General features: G+C 31.0%; 9 protein-coding genes and 1 tRNA gene. 2 read left to right on the top strand and 8 right to left on the bottom strand.

Going from position 1 to position 17,477, the window contains the following annotated elements; all coding sequences use genetic code 11:
• Positions 1-200: 200 nt before the first annotated feature.
• Positions 201-587 carry a hypothetical protein gene (locus JK634_RS17875; protein WP_202769087.1) on the bottom strand — a complete coding sequence of 129 codons (387 nt, stop codon included), beginning with the start codon at positions 585-587 and terminating at the stop codon, positions 201-203.
• 146 nt (positions 588-733) lie between these two features.
• Between JK634_RS17875 and JK634_RS17870 the strand changes: the two genes are divergently transcribed.
• A complete protein-coding gene (locus JK634_RS17870; RefSeq protein ID WP_202769086.1) occupies positions 734-976 on the top strand; it encodes a DUF4318 domain-containing protein in 243 nt (80 codons plus the stop codon).
• Positions 977-1,571: 595 nt separating this feature from the next.
• On the opposite strand, the gene JK634_RS17865 is transcribed toward JK634_RS17870, so the two are convergent.
• On the bottom strand, positions 1,572-1,802 hold the full coding sequence (locus tag JK634_RS17865) for a hypothetical protein (protein WP_202769085.1): 231 nt from the start codon (positions 1,800-1,802) through the stop codon (positions 1,572-1,574).
• Positions 1,803-1,958: 156 nt separating this feature from the next.
• Between JK634_RS17865 and JK634_RS17860 the strand changes: the two genes are divergently transcribed.
• Entirely contained in the window at positions 1,959-2,363 is a 405-nt protein-coding gene (locus tag JK634_RS17860) for a hypothetical protein (protein ID WP_202769084.1), read from the top strand.
• A 324-nt stretch (positions 2,364-2,687) separates the two neighbouring features.
• Here JK634_RS17860 and JK634_RS17855 read toward each other — a convergent pair whose 3' ends face one another.
• The 6 genes from JK634_RS17855 to JK634_RS17830 form a co-directional block, all read right to left on the bottom strand.
• Positions 2,688-5,264 (bottom strand): AAA family ATPase, encoded by a 2,577-nt coding sequence (locus JK634_RS17855; RefSeq protein ID WP_202769083.1) that lies wholly within the window; start codon positions 5,262-5,264, stop codon positions 2,688-2,690.
• A 720-nt stretch (positions 5,265-5,984) separates the two neighbouring features.
• A complete protein-coding gene (locus tag JK634_RS17850; protein WP_202769082.1) occupies positions 5,985-6,686 on the bottom strand; it encodes a hypothetical protein in 702 nt (233 codons plus the stop codon).
• Between the two features lie 520 nt (positions 6,687-7,206).
• Positions 7,207-9,054, bottom strand: coding sequence for an ATP-dependent nuclease (locus JK634_RS17845; RefSeq protein ID WP_202769081.1), 1,848 nt, complete (start codon positions 9,052-9,054; stop codon positions 7,207-7,209).
• 485 nt (positions 9,055-9,539) lie between these two features.
• Positions 9,540-15,335: a P-loop domain-containing protein gene (locus tag JK634_RS17840; RefSeq protein ID WP_202769080.1), complete on the bottom strand. Its 5,796-nt coding sequence runs from the start codon at positions 15,333-15,335 to the stop codon at positions 9,540-9,542.
• 905 nt (positions 15,336-16,240) lie between these two features.
• Positions 16,241-16,315, bottom strand: a tRNA-Arg gene (locus JK634_RS17835).
• 291 nt (positions 16,316-16,606) lie between these two features.
• Positions 16,607-17,467: a pyridoxamine kinase gene (locus JK634_RS17830; protein ID WP_202769079.1), complete on the bottom strand. Its 861-nt coding sequence runs from the start codon at positions 17,465-17,467 to the stop codon at positions 16,607-16,609.
• Positions 17,468-17,477 lie beyond the last annotated feature (10 nt).

Here is a 17,477-nt window from a genome sequence, read left to right as displayed (position 1 = left end):
ATAAGATATTTAATTATATTATCATGTTGTAATAAATTCCCTTTGTTTAATTATATCTGGTATTAACTGGGCATTCAAATGTTTTACAAAATTAAAAAGCTTAATACTAATGATTAAGCTTTTTAATGCTAATATTCACTCTTTTATCTATTATTCATCAATCCTATTGATGTTAGGCTTATGTTTATTAAGTATTATTTTTAATAAGTATAATATTGATAATAGTATGGATAATATGGATAGTAATATGGATATGGTGGATAGTAGTAAGGATAACGGAATAATGATAATGCTGCTAAAGTAGCAAATGGGAAACGCCTATTTCCAAAACGTCTAAACCTTCCAGGCCCCCCATGGCCAAAGCCGCCAAACTGTCTATGTTGACCGTAACTATCGTCGTCCTTATATTCTTCCATTACATCTTCAGGAATCAGCATGATAATATTATCCTCATCCATGCCCATAATGATTCCATCAACCATCTTTCCATCTTTCATTTTTAAAACTGCATGATAATTCATATATTTTTTACACTTATCATGCAAAGACATTCCGTCTCTTTCAAATTCCCCTATTGGATATTCCATTTTTATACATCTCCTTTCCTATATCATGATATTCATTTATAGAAAAGGTGGGACTGTTTTAATAAATAAAACTAGCAAATTGACATTATATATATTACGGGCATAATATATATAACTAAGTTTAATATTAAGGAGGACTTTAAGTTTTGAGTACATTCTTTAAAAGACTTTTGAATAAATCTTTTTCTATTGAGCTTAAGGATGCTCTAGATTACCCAACATCAGAAAAAATATGTGAAGTTATTGAAGCTCATTGCAATAAATCTAAAGATAAACTCCAATTTATAGATAAAACTAATCCAGTTACTTTTAGTTTAGATGGTACTAAATATGAAGCTAAGGTGAATATGGCTAGAGGTGGATATTATATATTGTGTACTGAAGCGTAAATTAAAGGCTTAACCGCAATGGTTAAGCCTTTTGTTTTCATATTAATTCTAGTATCACTTGAGAGATGTTATATAATCATCATATATAAACGCTGAATAAAATAAGAAAATTTGGTAATAATCATATTTATAAATATTGAGAGGAGTTTTTATGAAAACTACAAGTTATGTTAATATTGGTCTAATCTTGAATTTACTTATAAGTTCGCTGATTCTAATCATTCTATTCATGATTTTTTAATAAATGGTGGGACAGTACATAGACAAATCTATCTGCTGATTTTCTTGTAATTACTTGTTAAATTATAAATAACATATCATAAAAAATAAGCAGTTATAAGATGATAAAAAAATTGATACAATCTTTAATTACAATGACATTACCTTAAATTGTAAATCAAGTTATAGTCCTCAAATTTATATATCCTGATTGATATATAAAAAGACTGCTTACTTGTAGTCTAAATACACTTATATATTTAGATATGTAAACCCATTACATATGAACGGGTATAACGTAGACTTTTTATCTACTTGCTAACTGTATTACAATAGGTTTGTATAAGTAAGTACAAACCTATTGTAATATTCATCTTCACTTCTTTGCATAAAGTGCAGGTGTTCTTCTCTGAGAAAGTTCTAATGCAAAGTCTACTGGAATACTTTTGTTTAATACCAACCTTCTAAATTTGGCTCCAACTAATTTTTGGTTACAACTATTCCAATCAATTGGTGATACTAAGTAACTTATATAAAAGTTTTTCCCAGAATTTAATTCCTCAATCTTTTGTAATATTAAATTTAAAATCTCATCATCACTCTTCAACCTTATTCCTCCTTCATACTAATACATTTTAAACTCTATAGATTAATATTAAACCAATTAGTTTAAACAATCAATATAATTATGCCAAAAAAGCACAAATTTATACTATATTGACTATATTTAAGCTTTTTAGTATAATTATACTGAGGTGATTATATGGGCTTAAAAGAGCTTTTAAAATCTTATATAGCTATATCTGGTATTACATTAACTCAAATTCAGACCGAATTAAATACTCGTAATGGAACATCCCATGGTGTTCAAAATTTAAGTAAAAAGATAAATAACGAAACTTTACGTTATAATGAAATTGAACAAATTGCTGATATCTTAGGATATAAAATCGAATGGATTAAAAAAGAAAGTATAGTTGCTAACACTATAGGAAATAAAGCGTATCAAGATTATATGTTAAAGTTAATGCAAAATATCCATTTTCTTTTTAATGCTATGCAAAATATCCCCCCAGCATTAATTGAACAATCTTTAGAAAATGGAAACCTTAATCCAGAAAAATTTCAGGAACTTGTCAATTCACTAGAAAAGTCTCTTAATAAATAATTGATTATTAATTAACTAAAATCTAATGGTAAACAAAATAAAAGAAGGAGAACGCCTATCATCTGGAGATTCTCCCTCATTACTATTTATAAAATATTTATGTGTCTTTTCATCAAAGTATAATTCTATACTGTCTATATCTTTTTTTGTTCTTTATAGTTATCTTGCTTATAATTATTTGTAGTAAAGTTTTATCCTCAGTGGTGGAAACTTCTAATTATTTCTGAAAGACAACTAGCTCTCCAAGTTAAAAATTTCTCGCCACTTATCGAAAACTTTATTAGTGGCGGCGAAGTGTGACCTTTAAACCTCACTAAATCTATATTACTTAACTCTTTTTTTAAATTCTTCATTCCACTTTTTCAACTTTTCCATGTCTTCTCTTAACTCCTCAACACTAGGTGCAAAAACTGGTAGCTCGATTGATTGAGAATGTTCATATTTAGAGTACTTAGTCATTAACTCATCAAAAAGTTTACAATCATCAACTGTTATTAGTGGAATTTTTTCAAGCTTTCCTAAAGTATTAATTGACCTTCTAAATCTTTGCACCACGTCACAAAGCAATTTATTTTCAACAAACCTTTCTATTATTATTCTAAAATCACTACAAATAGATTTAGCTATCGTTTCGTATTCTGATTGTCCAAAATCATTTAATATTTTAACTGCTTTTGAAAGCCTCTCATTTATCAGTGAATTTAATGCTGCGTCTGGACTCTTAACATTAATCGGTGTCTCATTAGGCTCACCAGCACCCCATTGTTCATTTCTTAATGAAACTACTGATGCCTCTACACCATGCTTTTTTACTGCATCTTCTATTAATGTTAATAAAGATATTCTATGAGTAAACACAATTACCTGCCTATTTTTACTTAATTCAACTAATCTTTCAACCGTTGCTTCTTCATACTCTTGGTCTAACGAACTAATAGGATCATCAAAAATAAAAGGAGTACTACTTTTTCGACTTTCTACATCTGCTAAAAATGCTGCCAAAGATACAATCCTCATTTCTCCTTCGCTTAACACTTCACTAGTACTAATACTTTCTTTACAATTTTGAAGTTTTATCTGATGATATATGTGACCTTTTTGTGTTTTGGTTTTTACAAGTTCTACTTTTAATTGATAAGCCCCTAATAGCTTTAGCTCCTTTTGAAATCTGTTCATATATTCTTCGGTAACAAGTTTATTTGACAACTCAGATTTTTTAACTGAAAATGCCTGAGTACTAGTTAACCTTTTAGCTTTTTTTAAATCTTCAATTAATAAAAGCCTTTGTATTTCTTCTTCTATACTTTCTTTTTGCTGATGTAACCATTTATTAGCCTCAAGTTCGCAAACTTTTTTTTGAATAATGTCTCTCCCTTGATTTTTTGCATCTTCATGGAAAGTAATTGCCTTTTGTTCAAAAATATCTATTTCATTTCTAAAATTTTTTAAAAAATCAATATTAGGGATATTAGCAATATCTTCAGTATTGATTGCACTTAATAAACTCTTTTTTCTTAATTCAAAATCATTATATATAGATTTAATTAAAGCTATCTGTATCTCATCTACAATTCCACATGAATTAATTGTTAACTCAATGAGTGAATCTTCGGGAATATTAATTATTTTACCACTATAATTTTTAAACTCCAGTTCTGCTGTTTCTGCCTGTTTTTGAATATTACCTTTAATAAATTCCTCAAAAGATATCAATCTATTTTTTGCTTCCTCATCTAAAGGCTGTTGACATAGAACACATCTCGCCCCATCTGCTACATTAGGAAAAACTTTATCAGTATAGGCAATCTTTTCTGAATACTCACGAGCTTGTTGCCATAAAATCTTCCAACTTTCTATTCCAACTCCTTCTAACTGTGCCATGCCCAAAACTTTATCAACATCTTCATTCGCAACCCTTTTTTTTAATTCAGCATCTTTTTTAAGCTCTAAGTATTTGTTACAAATATCATCTCCTAATCCTTTTTCCATTTCCTCTATACTTTTGATCAATTTATTCAATGAATTTACCTTATTTCGTAAAGTCTTAGCTTGTTCTATTGGATTTACTACGTTTAATCTTTCTTTTAAAGCTTGTAATTGTTTATCCAATTCACCATTCCATTGGCATTTGGAAGCAAAATCTTTATTACTTTTAGCAGACAAGCTTAAATACCATCTTCCAGAATCAGTATCCATATATTCTTTTGGAATAGATGGCTTTTTTGATTGATTATTCTCAATCTCCTTTTCTATTACTTCACTAACTTTTGTACAAACATCTATAATCCTTGTTAGCAAAGTTAGAAGTCTTGGTTCATAAGTAACTTCATTCTCTGAGTTCACATAAACATAAGCACAATCCGTATCATATATTTCTGTTTCTTTTAATTTAATAGATACACCATCATCTTGTTTCCAATAAATACGTTCATGGTTATCTCCTATTTTAATATCGATATTACAACTTTTAATCTGATTTTTATTTTCAAAAATATTACTAATTAATTTACCAGGATTTCGTGCACCACACATATGTTTTAAAACTTTGACATAACTTGATTTTCCAGACCCATTTCTTCCATATACAACAGTCAATGGTTTCTTCCCCAGTTGCAATGGCTTTCTTGGTGATAATGCAAACATACCCGTTAAATTAGATATAGATTCAATTACTAAATTATTTGATATATCTTCATTATTTAAATGCCCAAGTGAAACTTTTATAGGTTTTAAATCACCGTTAATATCTTTTAGTATACCAGCTTCTTTTTTACATAATTCAACTAGTTGAGTTATATCTTCTTTATCAATAGAGTCATTAGTGGTAATTCTATTAATTGCATTTTGTATCCATAAGCTTCGCTTTGATATCCACTCTTCTAACTCATTTGTTACACCCATTATTTTTTACCTCCAATTAATATTACCCTTCTAATTCTTTATTTCGTCAATTACCATTACAATCCTCCACCTTGTTATAATTTTCATTATGTTTTTTTCGACATAAACATTAGAAGCTCTGCTGCATTTCCAGAAGCAGTAACTATCTTTACATTAATATTACTGTAGTATTAATTACATCTTATCAAATATATTATTCAAAATTACCCCTCAATTTTATATATAAAATCCACGACATTTCTGTCGTGGATTTATATGGTGGAGATGAACCTTATTTAAATCTTTTACAAAAATTCAAATCACTTAATATATGCTTCTGTATAAAGTTATTTAAAAAAGTCTACGTTATTTGTGGTACGGTTCGCTATAACTTCCACAAATGAGGTTTTTCCATTTTATTCTTGTGTATATATTCTACATAAACATGGTGTAATTCTAAAGTAATATTTTGAAATCCATAGTGGATGGCTACGGAGGTTTTGAACATTTTATCCTCCTGGACTATTGGTAAACTATTTCACTATAGCTAGGGGGTGGTATTGGGTATGTTTGATACTTTTATAAAGTGTATATCAAATTTTTATAAAAAATAAACCTATATAATTTTTTCTATTTAAAATTTATAATTTCAATAATATAAATTAGAATTTATCTAGTATAACTAACAAATGTAACTTCTCAATCAATCTTGTCACCTTATATTTCAAATTATATTTAATTCTATCTATTTGGAATTAGCTTAAATGAGTTGTCCATAAATTCCATAATTGCATCATACATCTTAGTGATATCTGTATATTCCAAGTAAATCTGTTTATCCTCGTCCCTATAGCCTATAGAAAACTTGTCAAACTTTATAAAATCCTCCTCTTTAATTACTCTTCCACCATTATGTACAATCATGTTTCTTGCATCTCTTATTGCCGTTATATATTCCCATTTTCCAGATTTAAATTCTTCTATCTTAACCTCTTGCTTTATATATTTTGCAGCACGCTCCAAACCACTTCCTCTTATATCTTTTAGTTCCTTTTCGATTTTATACACATCATGATAAATTCTGCAAAGCGTATTAACTGCTTCTTCTAACAATGAAACCATTGTTAGTAATAATGAATACTGGGTTAGTAAATCTACCCTACTTGCGTGTAAGGTACCACTTGTCATCGCCCAACATTCTGTTTCAAAATCATTTATTTTAGTAGCCTTTCTTGCAATCTCTCTATAACTATCTGCTATAGCATCTAAGGCAATCTTATTATTCTCTATCACACTTCTAAATGGATAAAAATCGCAATGAGCTAAATATAATGCAATGCCTCCTGGATCATTAATATCATAATGACTCATATCAGGAAATTTCACATCACTATCTATACTATACATTTTCTTCTCCTTTTCTATTACATCACTTCTTTGCATATTCAACTATTAAATTAGATTTTTTGACTTTTCTCATCATCAAATTACAATTTGTCTACCACTCAAGTTTGTTCCTAATTTTATTATAACATATTTTGTAAATAAACTATTTCTTATGATAAAGTATTTTTGCCTGTAAAAACAGCCTTAAGCAAGTTATGTGAATGCCTAAGGATATAAACCTCCGTTGCTTATGGTACGGTTCACTATAACAGTATTATCGGAGTCTTTTTATATATTGGGTGTTAATTAACTTCCCTAACAACTGCTTTAGAAGCGGCTCCATTTTCTAATTGTCTTAGAGGAACTCCATATATTCAATTTCTTAATATATAGATAACGGAAAGTTCAACAAATAATTATGATTACTATTATCTTAATGAAAATATATCATAACTTAAGAAATTAAATATGAACTATATTTTTACTTATGTTACATCATCACTTCAAATTGGAATTTGTCATCATCGTGTTATAAACATAATGTAAAATTCCACCAATTTCTCTTTTAAACCTTAATTCATAATATTTTTTGCTTAACATTGCCATTGACAACCTCATTTACATTTTGACCGGTAAATATTTGAAATGGTAGTCCACTCACATCAATGATGGCAGAATGCAAAGAGATCTCAACACCCAACTTGTCATTATTATTTATAATCCTATAGTTAAACAAAGAATTTGAACTTCCTTTCGCCTGTTTGATAATAGAGTATATTTCTTTCTCGTTTGAAACTGTTGGTAATACCCCGAGAACAAGAGCCAATTCACTTAGCAATTCTTTCTTTACAGCGAAACTCTCATCCACATTTTTTGTTAATGCAGCATACTTCAACGACAGTATCACATCTTCATATTTATTACAAATAAGCTCATTATCTTTTGTTTGGAGTTCACTTATTTCATCAGCCGCAGCTGATGGCTTTTCACTATAAGTTGTATTAGGCGCATACAAATAATAACTTTCAATGGCTCCTTTTTTAAGAACAAAACATCCAACAGTTTCAAGAATTGAAAAAAGAGATTTTAATCTTGTTTTCAAACTCAGCCATGCTGTGCCATCAGGCCAATTTTGCAATTCACTATCATCAAAGCTGAATAATTGAGCTACTAGTGCTCTTCGAATAGCTTTGTCTTCCTCCTCCTTATCATCCTTATTTATCCAATATGGATGTGCTTCATAAACAACCTTCATATCATCCTTATGTGATTGTACTAATTCTGAGATTTTCGACTTTATACTTCTAATCATTTCGGAAATATTTTCGTTACCAAATTCGTTTGCCAGCTTTATTGCGTAAGGCAATTGTGAAAATAAGTCTACAATACTATTATCATCAGTGAATCCGTCTAAATCGGTCAAAACGGCAACTTCTTTTCCAATTAACCTAAAAAGTTTTGTAATCACAGGAAATTGACCTTTTCCATCAACTGGAATAATTTGCGATCCTGCTACATCAATATTGAGGTCCAACTTGTTCGAAAGAAATCGACAGATTATTAAATCGCTTGCTCCCTCAATCAATAGTACTTTCTTGGCAAAGAACCCAGTTTTATAAACTTGACTCATTCTCATAAAAAAGTCTTTTAGTTTTCGATTTTTCAATTCAGGCATTTCTGGTGCTATTTGTATTGGGACTTTTTTTTCAGTAAAAAAGACCAAGTTACTTAAATCTTTAATTGAATTAAATGATATCAGTTCCGTTGAATGAGTCGAAATAATAATAACTTTTCCGTAACTGGAAACTGCTTTTTGAATTTCACGTAATAAATACGACTGAAGTTGTGGATGCAAAGAAACCTCTGGTTCATCAATCATTAATACTTGAACATCTTCATCAAATAATGCAGCCAAAATTGAAATAATATTAACAAGTCCACTTGCCTCAGCTACAACTGAATACTCATCCTCAGTTTCTGTCTTTCCAAAAAACACTTTCATATTTCCTGCGTCCCAGCGTATGTAGATTTGTCTGTTAAATAACACTGAGAGACGCTCTGCAACCTTAATATATACATCCTTTCTAGCATCCATTGTAAAAAAGTCTCCATTAACAGTTTCAATCTCATGTCGAGCTTGTCTCGCACCTTGATCACCAACATTATATTGATCCGCTGGATATGAATACTGATTAATCTTCGACCTAAATTGTTCCATTGGCCCAATTCGATTCGAAGATAAATATCTCACCTTATTACTACCCATATTACTTTTAAGGTGATTTCTCAATTCCTTTAAAGTTTGTGTTTTTCCCGATGCATTTGCACCTACGAAAATTGTAAGTCCAGAATACAATGTTATTCCAACTTGTTGCTCTCCAAAAACTTTTTCCACTTTCAAATTACATTTATATGGATAATCCATCCCACTCCTCCTCATTTCATAAGTTTCAGAATATCTTTATCTCTGTGTTGTCCATAATTGTGCTATTATAATCAAGGATTTTTTCTTTGCATTATTGTTATAATGTAATTTAACTAAATTAACAAATTACTATTTACTGATATGTTGTATCTTTCATTAGACTGCCCTTAATTAGCCCAACAAGCATGTCAATAGTATGTCCAATTATATAGATGATGGGAAATTTGTAACTTAGCTATTATCTATACCCAATACTCATTTCATGCAGTTTAAACGTTCTTATGCTTCCACTTACAGTATGCCGAGTAAACAAAAATAATGTCGTTAACCCCCACTAGTTCCTTGGCGAAATGGGAATTTAATTTTAAATTACTTTAATATAATTGTCCCACTAAGTGTAACCTATCCAAACATTCAATCGAAGATAAGGGTGTAACAATAATACACCAATTTTAAAAATAACTCTCATAACAATATCCATAAACCTATTCACCAAAAATCAATTCACTTATGGTATAACAATATGGTTCATATCCAATTTCAATTACTAGCTTATTAAAAATCTCTTTCGATACAAGGAGTTGACTTCCTCTTAATACTGGAGTCCTTTCCTGTTCACCAGTCAAGTGTTTATACTTACACCAATTTTGATACTTAAGAACGCATTTCCCCTCTAAATCCATTCCAACTAACCCTTTATCAGTACTTGTCATTGTTATTTGCAATAAACTAAGAACTTCGAAAGTAAGAGCTAAATAATCATATCGATAATATGTCATAAATGGGTTATATTCTATACTCGCATCCGTAAAAACAACGGTTTTTTTCCCCTTAAGACCCATTGGATTACACATATGTTTAGGATATATAAGACCAAGAACAGAACCTCTATAGGAATTATGATATAAAGGCAGATTTTTACTTTTACTGAAACCCACAGCAGAATAGGTCTGGTAGATCTTACAGTTATCACCAATATGTTTTGACCTCCATAAATCTTCCGCATACACATATTCTCGTTCAATATATGCTAACCTAATCCAGTCTTCTTCGTCTACACTAGACACTCTATCCTTTACATCCGTTGGGTGTGGAATTTCATTAGGCCTTGCTATTGCTGAATTACTAATTGCATTTAGTAGTAATACATCTTCTCTAATACTGTGGTAAAAATATTCTTTGTCTTCAACACTTCTCAATCTTGCAAAAATACTCCCAAATTCTTCTCCCCAACATAAATAATTTATAACAGCATTCCCTATGGCCTTTAGGTAATCACTATGAATCTGGATATTATCTATCAACAAACTAGATACATTGTCCATATATGTGTTAGATAAAATTCTCATATTGCTTTCATTATGAATTTCACTTAAAAATCCCAGGATATAATCATCAACTGATATGCCCCTACTTTCAAGCAACTTATATCTTTGATCTGAATCTTTAAACTCTCGAAGAATATAATCGTTAAATCCTTGATTAGTATTCTGAACCTTTGGTTTTACTCTTTCCTCAATATCTCCACCCAACAAGAAGTTTAATAAGAATCCATCATCTCCATATGCATTGATGCAAATGTAATCATCAAGATCTACTAATTGATATTTCTCTCTTTCCTTATAAGAATACATATCTTCAACTAATTGAATTAACATAACAATACTCAAATTTATATACTTAAAATGATTCGCCAAAACCCGCTTAAATGGTCTTATAAACATTGCCCTCTCTGCATCTTGTGTAAGCAGTGTTTCGATAGAAGCAAAAACTGACTTATGTATATCTGCTGTTCCATAACGCAACCTCACTAATAACGCATGATACAACAACTCTTCAATACAGTATTCTTCAAATTCTTTTTCAATCTTCTCCCATTCAATCTCTACTCTGCAACTCAATCGGAAATCAATAACGTCATAAACTAAGTCCCACAATGCTAGAACTTCTTCTCTCCAGTCATCAAGGCCAGATAGCATTTTTATTATGTTATCAGATAACTCGTTAACGCCTTCAAAAGGCTTATACATACTCTCAAAATATTCAAAGTATGAATCAATAGTCACCTTTTCATCTAGATCAAAAGCCTTTGTGAAAAATTCATAACCATTATATTTATGGTACCAACCGTCCTTTTGAGTAAGATAGATTCGTAGATTGAGATACGCCCTTACACCATCTATAATTTCATTCATTTTTCCAAAACAGATTACTCTCTCTTGAATATTCGAATATTTTCTAAATACAGGACTTTCAAAAGCAAAATCAACGAGTTGATTAATAACAACCCTAACCTCTTGCGACACTTCTTCATTATTTACCAGATATGTCTTTACAATACTGTTTACCTCTTCAGAATATCCATATGATTTCATAAAGTCTAAGACTTCATATATGTTTTTCTCATCTACACCTTTATCACTAAACGTTTCTATGATTTGGACGTTATTATCTTCATCATTAGAAGATTTCACAGGATACTCTTTAGATTTAATCAAATTACAATCTATATCATATTTTTCGCATAAATTTGTTACAGTTTCTATAAACCGTTCTTCAACTTCATATGCATCATCGTTAAATTTAAATTTGCTTATCAAGTCAACAACAGAAGTTCTTGCCAAAAGCACCTCTTTTCCCTTGTCTATCACTGCAATATTATTAAGGTAAGCCTGTATGAAATCACTGCTACTTTTATCGGGCATAGTCTTAAACAGTGCGTTCCCAATTCTTGAGTACCTTGGCGTTAGCCAATCAGTAAGTATTGTCTCTAGTGTATTCTCACATAGCCAAGATTGTTTATAACTTTCCGAATCTACAATGAATTTCTTCAATCCCAGTTCTGGCTCATATTTACACAACAATTGTGACCACTCATTCTGATAATCATCTGTTTCTTTTCCATCAGTTTGTCTTACCACCGCAACGGACATTGCACCTAATCGCTTTATGCACTTTCTGCCTTTTTCAGAATCTATGCCGTAAATATCTTCAACTGTATCCATTAATCTGCTTAATGTTCGATCTCTATGTTGTCCATATGACATTATCATTCTTATAGCATTGCGAAATTCATGGATTCCCTGTTGTCCATTTCTATTCTTATACAAGAAAATGGACTTCTGCATATAATAATCAGCTAAATCCATATGTATTCTTCTTGTCTTCTGTTCGTCAGTCACATCACCAAAATGCTTTAACACAAAGTCATAGTTTTCATTATTAGATATCTCTGTAACCAGTTCAAATAGCCTATCAGTTGTTAATGGACCCATCATTGCATTTTGAAAAGTTACCATTGTATCAATTGAAGATTCAACAATTATACTAAGGATTTTCTCCCATTCAGTCTTACATAAAATGATACCTCTCAATGGTTTCTGGATAGTATCATAAATTTCTTGTCTTAGACCATATAAGTCCATAGTACGTATACCGTGATTTGCTACCGCTGTTACCCGGTTTAGATTCGAATAAACTTCTACTAATTTATCTCCCTTGATTTCGCTTTCTTCCTCAAGCACACTGGATTGAAATACAAAGATAATCCAATTGTGAAACCAACTTAAATCAGCAATTTCTTCAACCAGTGCCTCTACATCACTAGAATATTCTTCATAAATCTTCTTAGCATTTGCAACTAAGTATTTAACTTTACCTTCTGTATCACCATAAATACCCTCAGCGGTTTTGACTGTGTTGAGAATATCTTTTACATATTCTTCATTTAACTGCCCTTCGTCACTCCCCTCTATCAACCCACGCCATTGTTCCATTAATTCCATATCTGTAAGAATTGAGATGAGTTCATCTAATCTGTCTCTATGGTCATACTCATCCAGTACAATTTTCATGTATTCTATATATTCACTATCAGTTGCATAGCGAACTACACCATCTTTGTTCGTATCCATATCAATCGCTGCAGCTGTCAAGTATTTCAATTGTTCTTTGCGTTCATCTGAATTGAGGTTTTTGTGAGATTTATTCTTCTCTAGCAATCCATTTATATATTTTTTCCATGGTGGAGTAACAAAGTTACGTGAGCATGAGTAACAAACTCTCAATCCTTCCTTCAAAGGCATGCTCGCTTTTCCTTCGTAGATAAGCATTTCACTTAACCATTGAAATCCATGTATTTGTCCAATACACATTGAGAACTTTTCCTCGTATATCTCATAATAGAATTCTGCATTCAACACTATATTTGATAACTCTGAAAGCATCACCAATTTTGAAAATGACTTTTTCTTAGTCGCCGCTTTCACAAAATAATCCGAATTTTTCTTTATTACATCAAATCCATAACCTCTAAAAAAACTTTCACTAACAAACTCCACATTAGCATATTCCAATAGCTTATCATACTGGCCTGATTCGTATAACAGCCTGAATAAATTGTTGAACGCCTTAATATTGCTATATACACCAATACTCTCAAGCCACACGATAAGGTCTTTATATATATTGTCATAAATTGAGAGCCCATTCCCATAAAGCAATTCTAGTATATATCTTCGGAAACTTTCATGGTAAACTATAAATCCACCATTTACAGCACTTTCCTTAAGTATACTACGTAGTATCTTTATCCTCTTTTCAACATAATTGCCTAAACCAGTTATAGCCTTCAGCTCTCCAATACTCAAATAGAAAGATGCTCCAGATAATACATATACTACTTTATGATCTTCATCAATCTGTTCTAGCAAATAGTCGTAGTAACCCTTTAAATCATCATTATAGTCTGGAATTGAAGAAAGAGTGTCCTCCCATGAATCTAGAAAACTGGACTTTGAAAGTTCATTGACCAAATAAGTAACGTATAGAGGATTACCATTGCTCTTATTAAACAAATAACTACTTAATGACACTTCACCGGCTTCTTCATACATACTAATATCTCTAATTTCAAGGTATCTACCAATTGTATTTGTATCCCAGTTTTCAATTTCAATGAGTTTATAGTTTTGCTCGCACAATTCTAATACTTCTGAAACTGGTTGTGATACAACGATAATTTTCACGTTTATAGGAACATTAATTCTCTTGATTATCTCTATGATATCAGTCTTATTTGCCCCGACGGTAGATTCATGAGATGACTTGATCCTCTCAATGTGATCAAGTCCGTCTATTATTATGACAATTTCTTTATCAATGTGATCAATTAGTGATTGAAGTTCGCTTTCGTCAACACCAAACCTGGATGTCTTTATATCCTTTAAATGCGGACAGACGAGCATAATATCATTAATCAGATTTGCCAGGAATATATTGGAGGTAATTCTTCCTGTGTAAAATATATCATCCAAACTTGTATAGCAATAATGCCTAGCAAATAGAATATTTTGTGATTTAAGGTACTCGATAAAATTAGTAACAAACCACGACTTCCCCGATCCTGGCTCACCAATTAATATAGTCTTGTTGTTCTTGCAGATGTTTGAGTAGAACTTTTCAAATGCATTTTCATCATAGATATTGCTACTTGAATCAACAGGAAATAGTTGCTCTATGTTTCCATAACCAACAACTAAACCCAAAGCACTAACTATCTGATCCGTTTTTAGTGTTCTCTGGTTAGCCCTTGCATTCTTAACTATATTCATCAACTTCAGAAGAACACCCTCTGGAGATATTTCATGGTTCGGATAAGTTCCTACTCCAAAATCCTTTAGGCACTCTATGGTTATTCTTTCCATTTCGCCTTTATTTACTATATCTAAACTTGCTTTTGGTAGGCATAGCTCTACTTTCAACTCTTGTAGAAATTCTTTAAAATTATCTCTAGATATATTTGCCACGTTATTTCTTAACCGTCTCCAAGAACTTATGGGCTTTTCTTCGCCCATAACCCAAATTTTATCTATATTAATCTTGTATTGTTTCACATTTGGAGATGTAAAATCATTGCTTGCGCCTACCTCTTGAAAAAAATCAATATCATCATTATAATCCCATGCAAGTAGTATTTTTATTGATACCTCTTTATCACGATCCAATTTTTCCCATGAATTGTATAGTACATCTAGTGCAAGGTCATAATCTATAGATGAGAAATCACCTTTTGCTACCGTTTTATCATCACTATACTTGATTTGTCGTTTGACTATCTCATTATTATTAATCACGGTAAGATCATCGAATTTATCATCATCATATTCCTTGATGTCAACCTTGAACTCTGAAGAATTGCCTTTGAGAAGGTCATTGATAATAAAATATGAAGTTAGTAAGTCTTGGTATTCATACCCCTTATGTGCATCTGATAGTCCCATATGATCCCCCCCTTTTATATTTTCATCAGATATTCATAATTATTAAAGTCTTGGCTCCCTACGAACTTCCCATTATAGATATAGTTACACCAAATAATAACTGACTTTTTAATTAACTGAGCAGCCTTATTATCACTTCAATATAGACTAAATTCTACAAATTTACTTAAATCCCTCCTATTGTTAATAACTTTACTATTACTTATATTTTATTATAAATAAAAAAGGTAACAAAACCTTCGTTACTTTAATTAATCAATATTTATAGAAATAATGCATATTGTATGTAATTTATTTTATTTGTAATAAATCAATTTTTCTAAAATTGCCCTAACCTTAGATATATCAGTGCTTACCAGATAAACCTCATTTACTTATGATACGGTACCGTTTATAATCCTATAACAAATTCAAAAAACCAAGTATTAGCTTAAATAATTGCTTTGTTCAGCGACCCTGGCACCACTGCGCATACCGGTCAGTACACAGTAGTTCATTAAGTTGATATCTTATAGGAATGTCATAGTTAAGTCTTAAAATTACTTATTTTTAAAACTGCGCTAAGAATTGGGTTGTTAGATATTTCCCAGCAGTCTTTCCTATTATGCATATGCCACTAAATAAATTTTTTAAAGATTTACTAATAAATCACAATAAACCCTTATATATGATCTCAATAATAAGTAACAATCAATTAACGATTCATGAAAACTCCTCTTTACTTATAACATGACTTATCATACATAATTCTTAAATAAAAATCCCTACTCATTAGAATCTCCAAGGTCAACTTTTAATAATGTCTACTCTATGGGGTATATCTTAATCTTTTACATACAATATTTATCCACTTCCCTGAATAAAAAAAAGCTTAACCTCTACGGCTAAGCTTTTTAATAAACAACTGGTACCCCCGGCGGGAATCGAACCCACAACGGTCCCTTAGGAGGGGACTGTTATATCCATTTAACTACGAAGGCTTATATATAGTTTAACTGTGAAACTTAGTTTATACATGTTAAAAAATTGTGGTTTCTAACAATTTCTTTAACGTGAATAAACTGTAGTTGAACTTAAACTATAATTTGTACGTGAAACTTAATTTATACCTGTTATAAAATTGTGTCTTCAAACAATTTTCTGGCACGTGTAAATTCTAGTTGAACGTAAATTTTAAATATGAAATTTTTATTTAGTGGTCTAACTTCGTTAAACCACTTAAAATCACTATTAAATTTTAATATATTAGGGTTTTACTGTCAACTTACAAATTATATCTCAGAAAGCTCTAATAACTCAAATTCCTCCATAATTAGCTCTCTCATGAAGCTTTCTAGTGGTAAGCCTTCTCTTATATCCTTAACCTTGCCATTGCTCTCAGTTATCATCTTATATATAAAGCTGCAGGACTTACGCAAGCTTTCCTTAAAGCCTTCTTCCTTAAGCATATATCCAACCACAAGTGAAGCAAAGGTATCTCCTGTTCCTGGGAAGGATACATCTACATGAGGATTTTCTATTTTATAGAATCTTTCCTCTTCTCCATCATAAGCCAAGGTTAATACCTTATCATTACCCTCTTCCTTAGCAGAAGTTAATACTACCTTTTTTGCACCCAGTTTTGATAGCTTTATTAATATTTCCTTCCACTCAGCTATATTTCTACAGCCTTTATATTCTATATTCAGCAGCATTTGCGCCTCTGTAACATTTGGAGTTATTATGTCACCATGAGCTATAAGTTCTCTCATTTCTTTAACCATATCCTCAGTTATTGACGGATATAGCTCCCCATCATCCCCCATTACGGGATCAATTAACACCAAGTTATCTTTTCTTTCAAAATACTCTATAAAATCCTTTATAAGTTCTACTTGTTTGTAAGAACCTAAATATCCTGTATATATACAATCAAAATCTAAGTTTAGCTTTTTCCAATGTTCTATATGTTTCCCCATATATTCTGTTAAATCCTCAAAGGCAAAACCTTCATATCCACCAGTATGCGTTGATAAAACTGCTGTAGGTAATGCACATACCTGAACTCCCATAGACGATAATATAGGAACTATTGTATTTAAGGAAGCTTTTCCAAAGCCACATAGATCATGTACTGCTGCTACTCTTTTCATAAATTATTCC

The sequence above is a fragment of the Clostridium paridis genome (assembly GCF_016765615.1).
GTDB classification, from domain to species: Bacteria; Bacillota; Clostridia; order Clostridiales; family Clostridiaceae; genus Clostridium_T; species Clostridium_T paridis.
This window is presented reverse-complemented; position numbering and strand designations above follow the sequence as displayed.

Excerpts from the sequence above, each read along its gene's own strand:
- JK634_RS17875 (WP_202769087.1), bottom strand. The coding sequence starts at position 587 with ATGGAATATCCAATAGGGGAATTTGAAAGAGACGGAATGTCTTTGCAT.
- JK634_RS17860 (WP_202769084.1), top strand. The coding sequence starts at position 1,959 with ATGGGCTTAAAAGAGCTTTTAAAATCTTATATAGCTATATCTGGTATT.
- JK634_RS17855 (WP_202769083.1), bottom strand. The coding sequence starts at position 5,264 with ATGGGTGTAACAAATGAGTTAGAAGAGTGGATATCAAAGCGAAGCTTA.
- JK634_RS17850 (WP_202769082.1), bottom strand. The coding sequence starts at position 6,686 with ATGCAAAGAAGTGATGTAATAGAAAAGGAGAAGAAAATGTATAGTATA.
- JK634_RS17845 (WP_202769081.1), bottom strand. The coding sequence starts at position 9,054 with ATGGATTATCCATATAAATGTAATTTGAAAGTGGAAAAAGTTTTTGGA.
- JK634_RS17840 (WP_202769080.1), bottom strand. The coding sequence starts at position 15,335 with ATGGGACTATCAGATGCACATAAGGGGTATGAATACCAAGACTTACTA.
- JK634_RS17830 (WP_202769079.1), bottom strand. The coding sequence starts at position 17,467 with ATGAAAAGAGTAGCAGCAGTACATGATCTATGTGGCTTTGGAAAAGCT.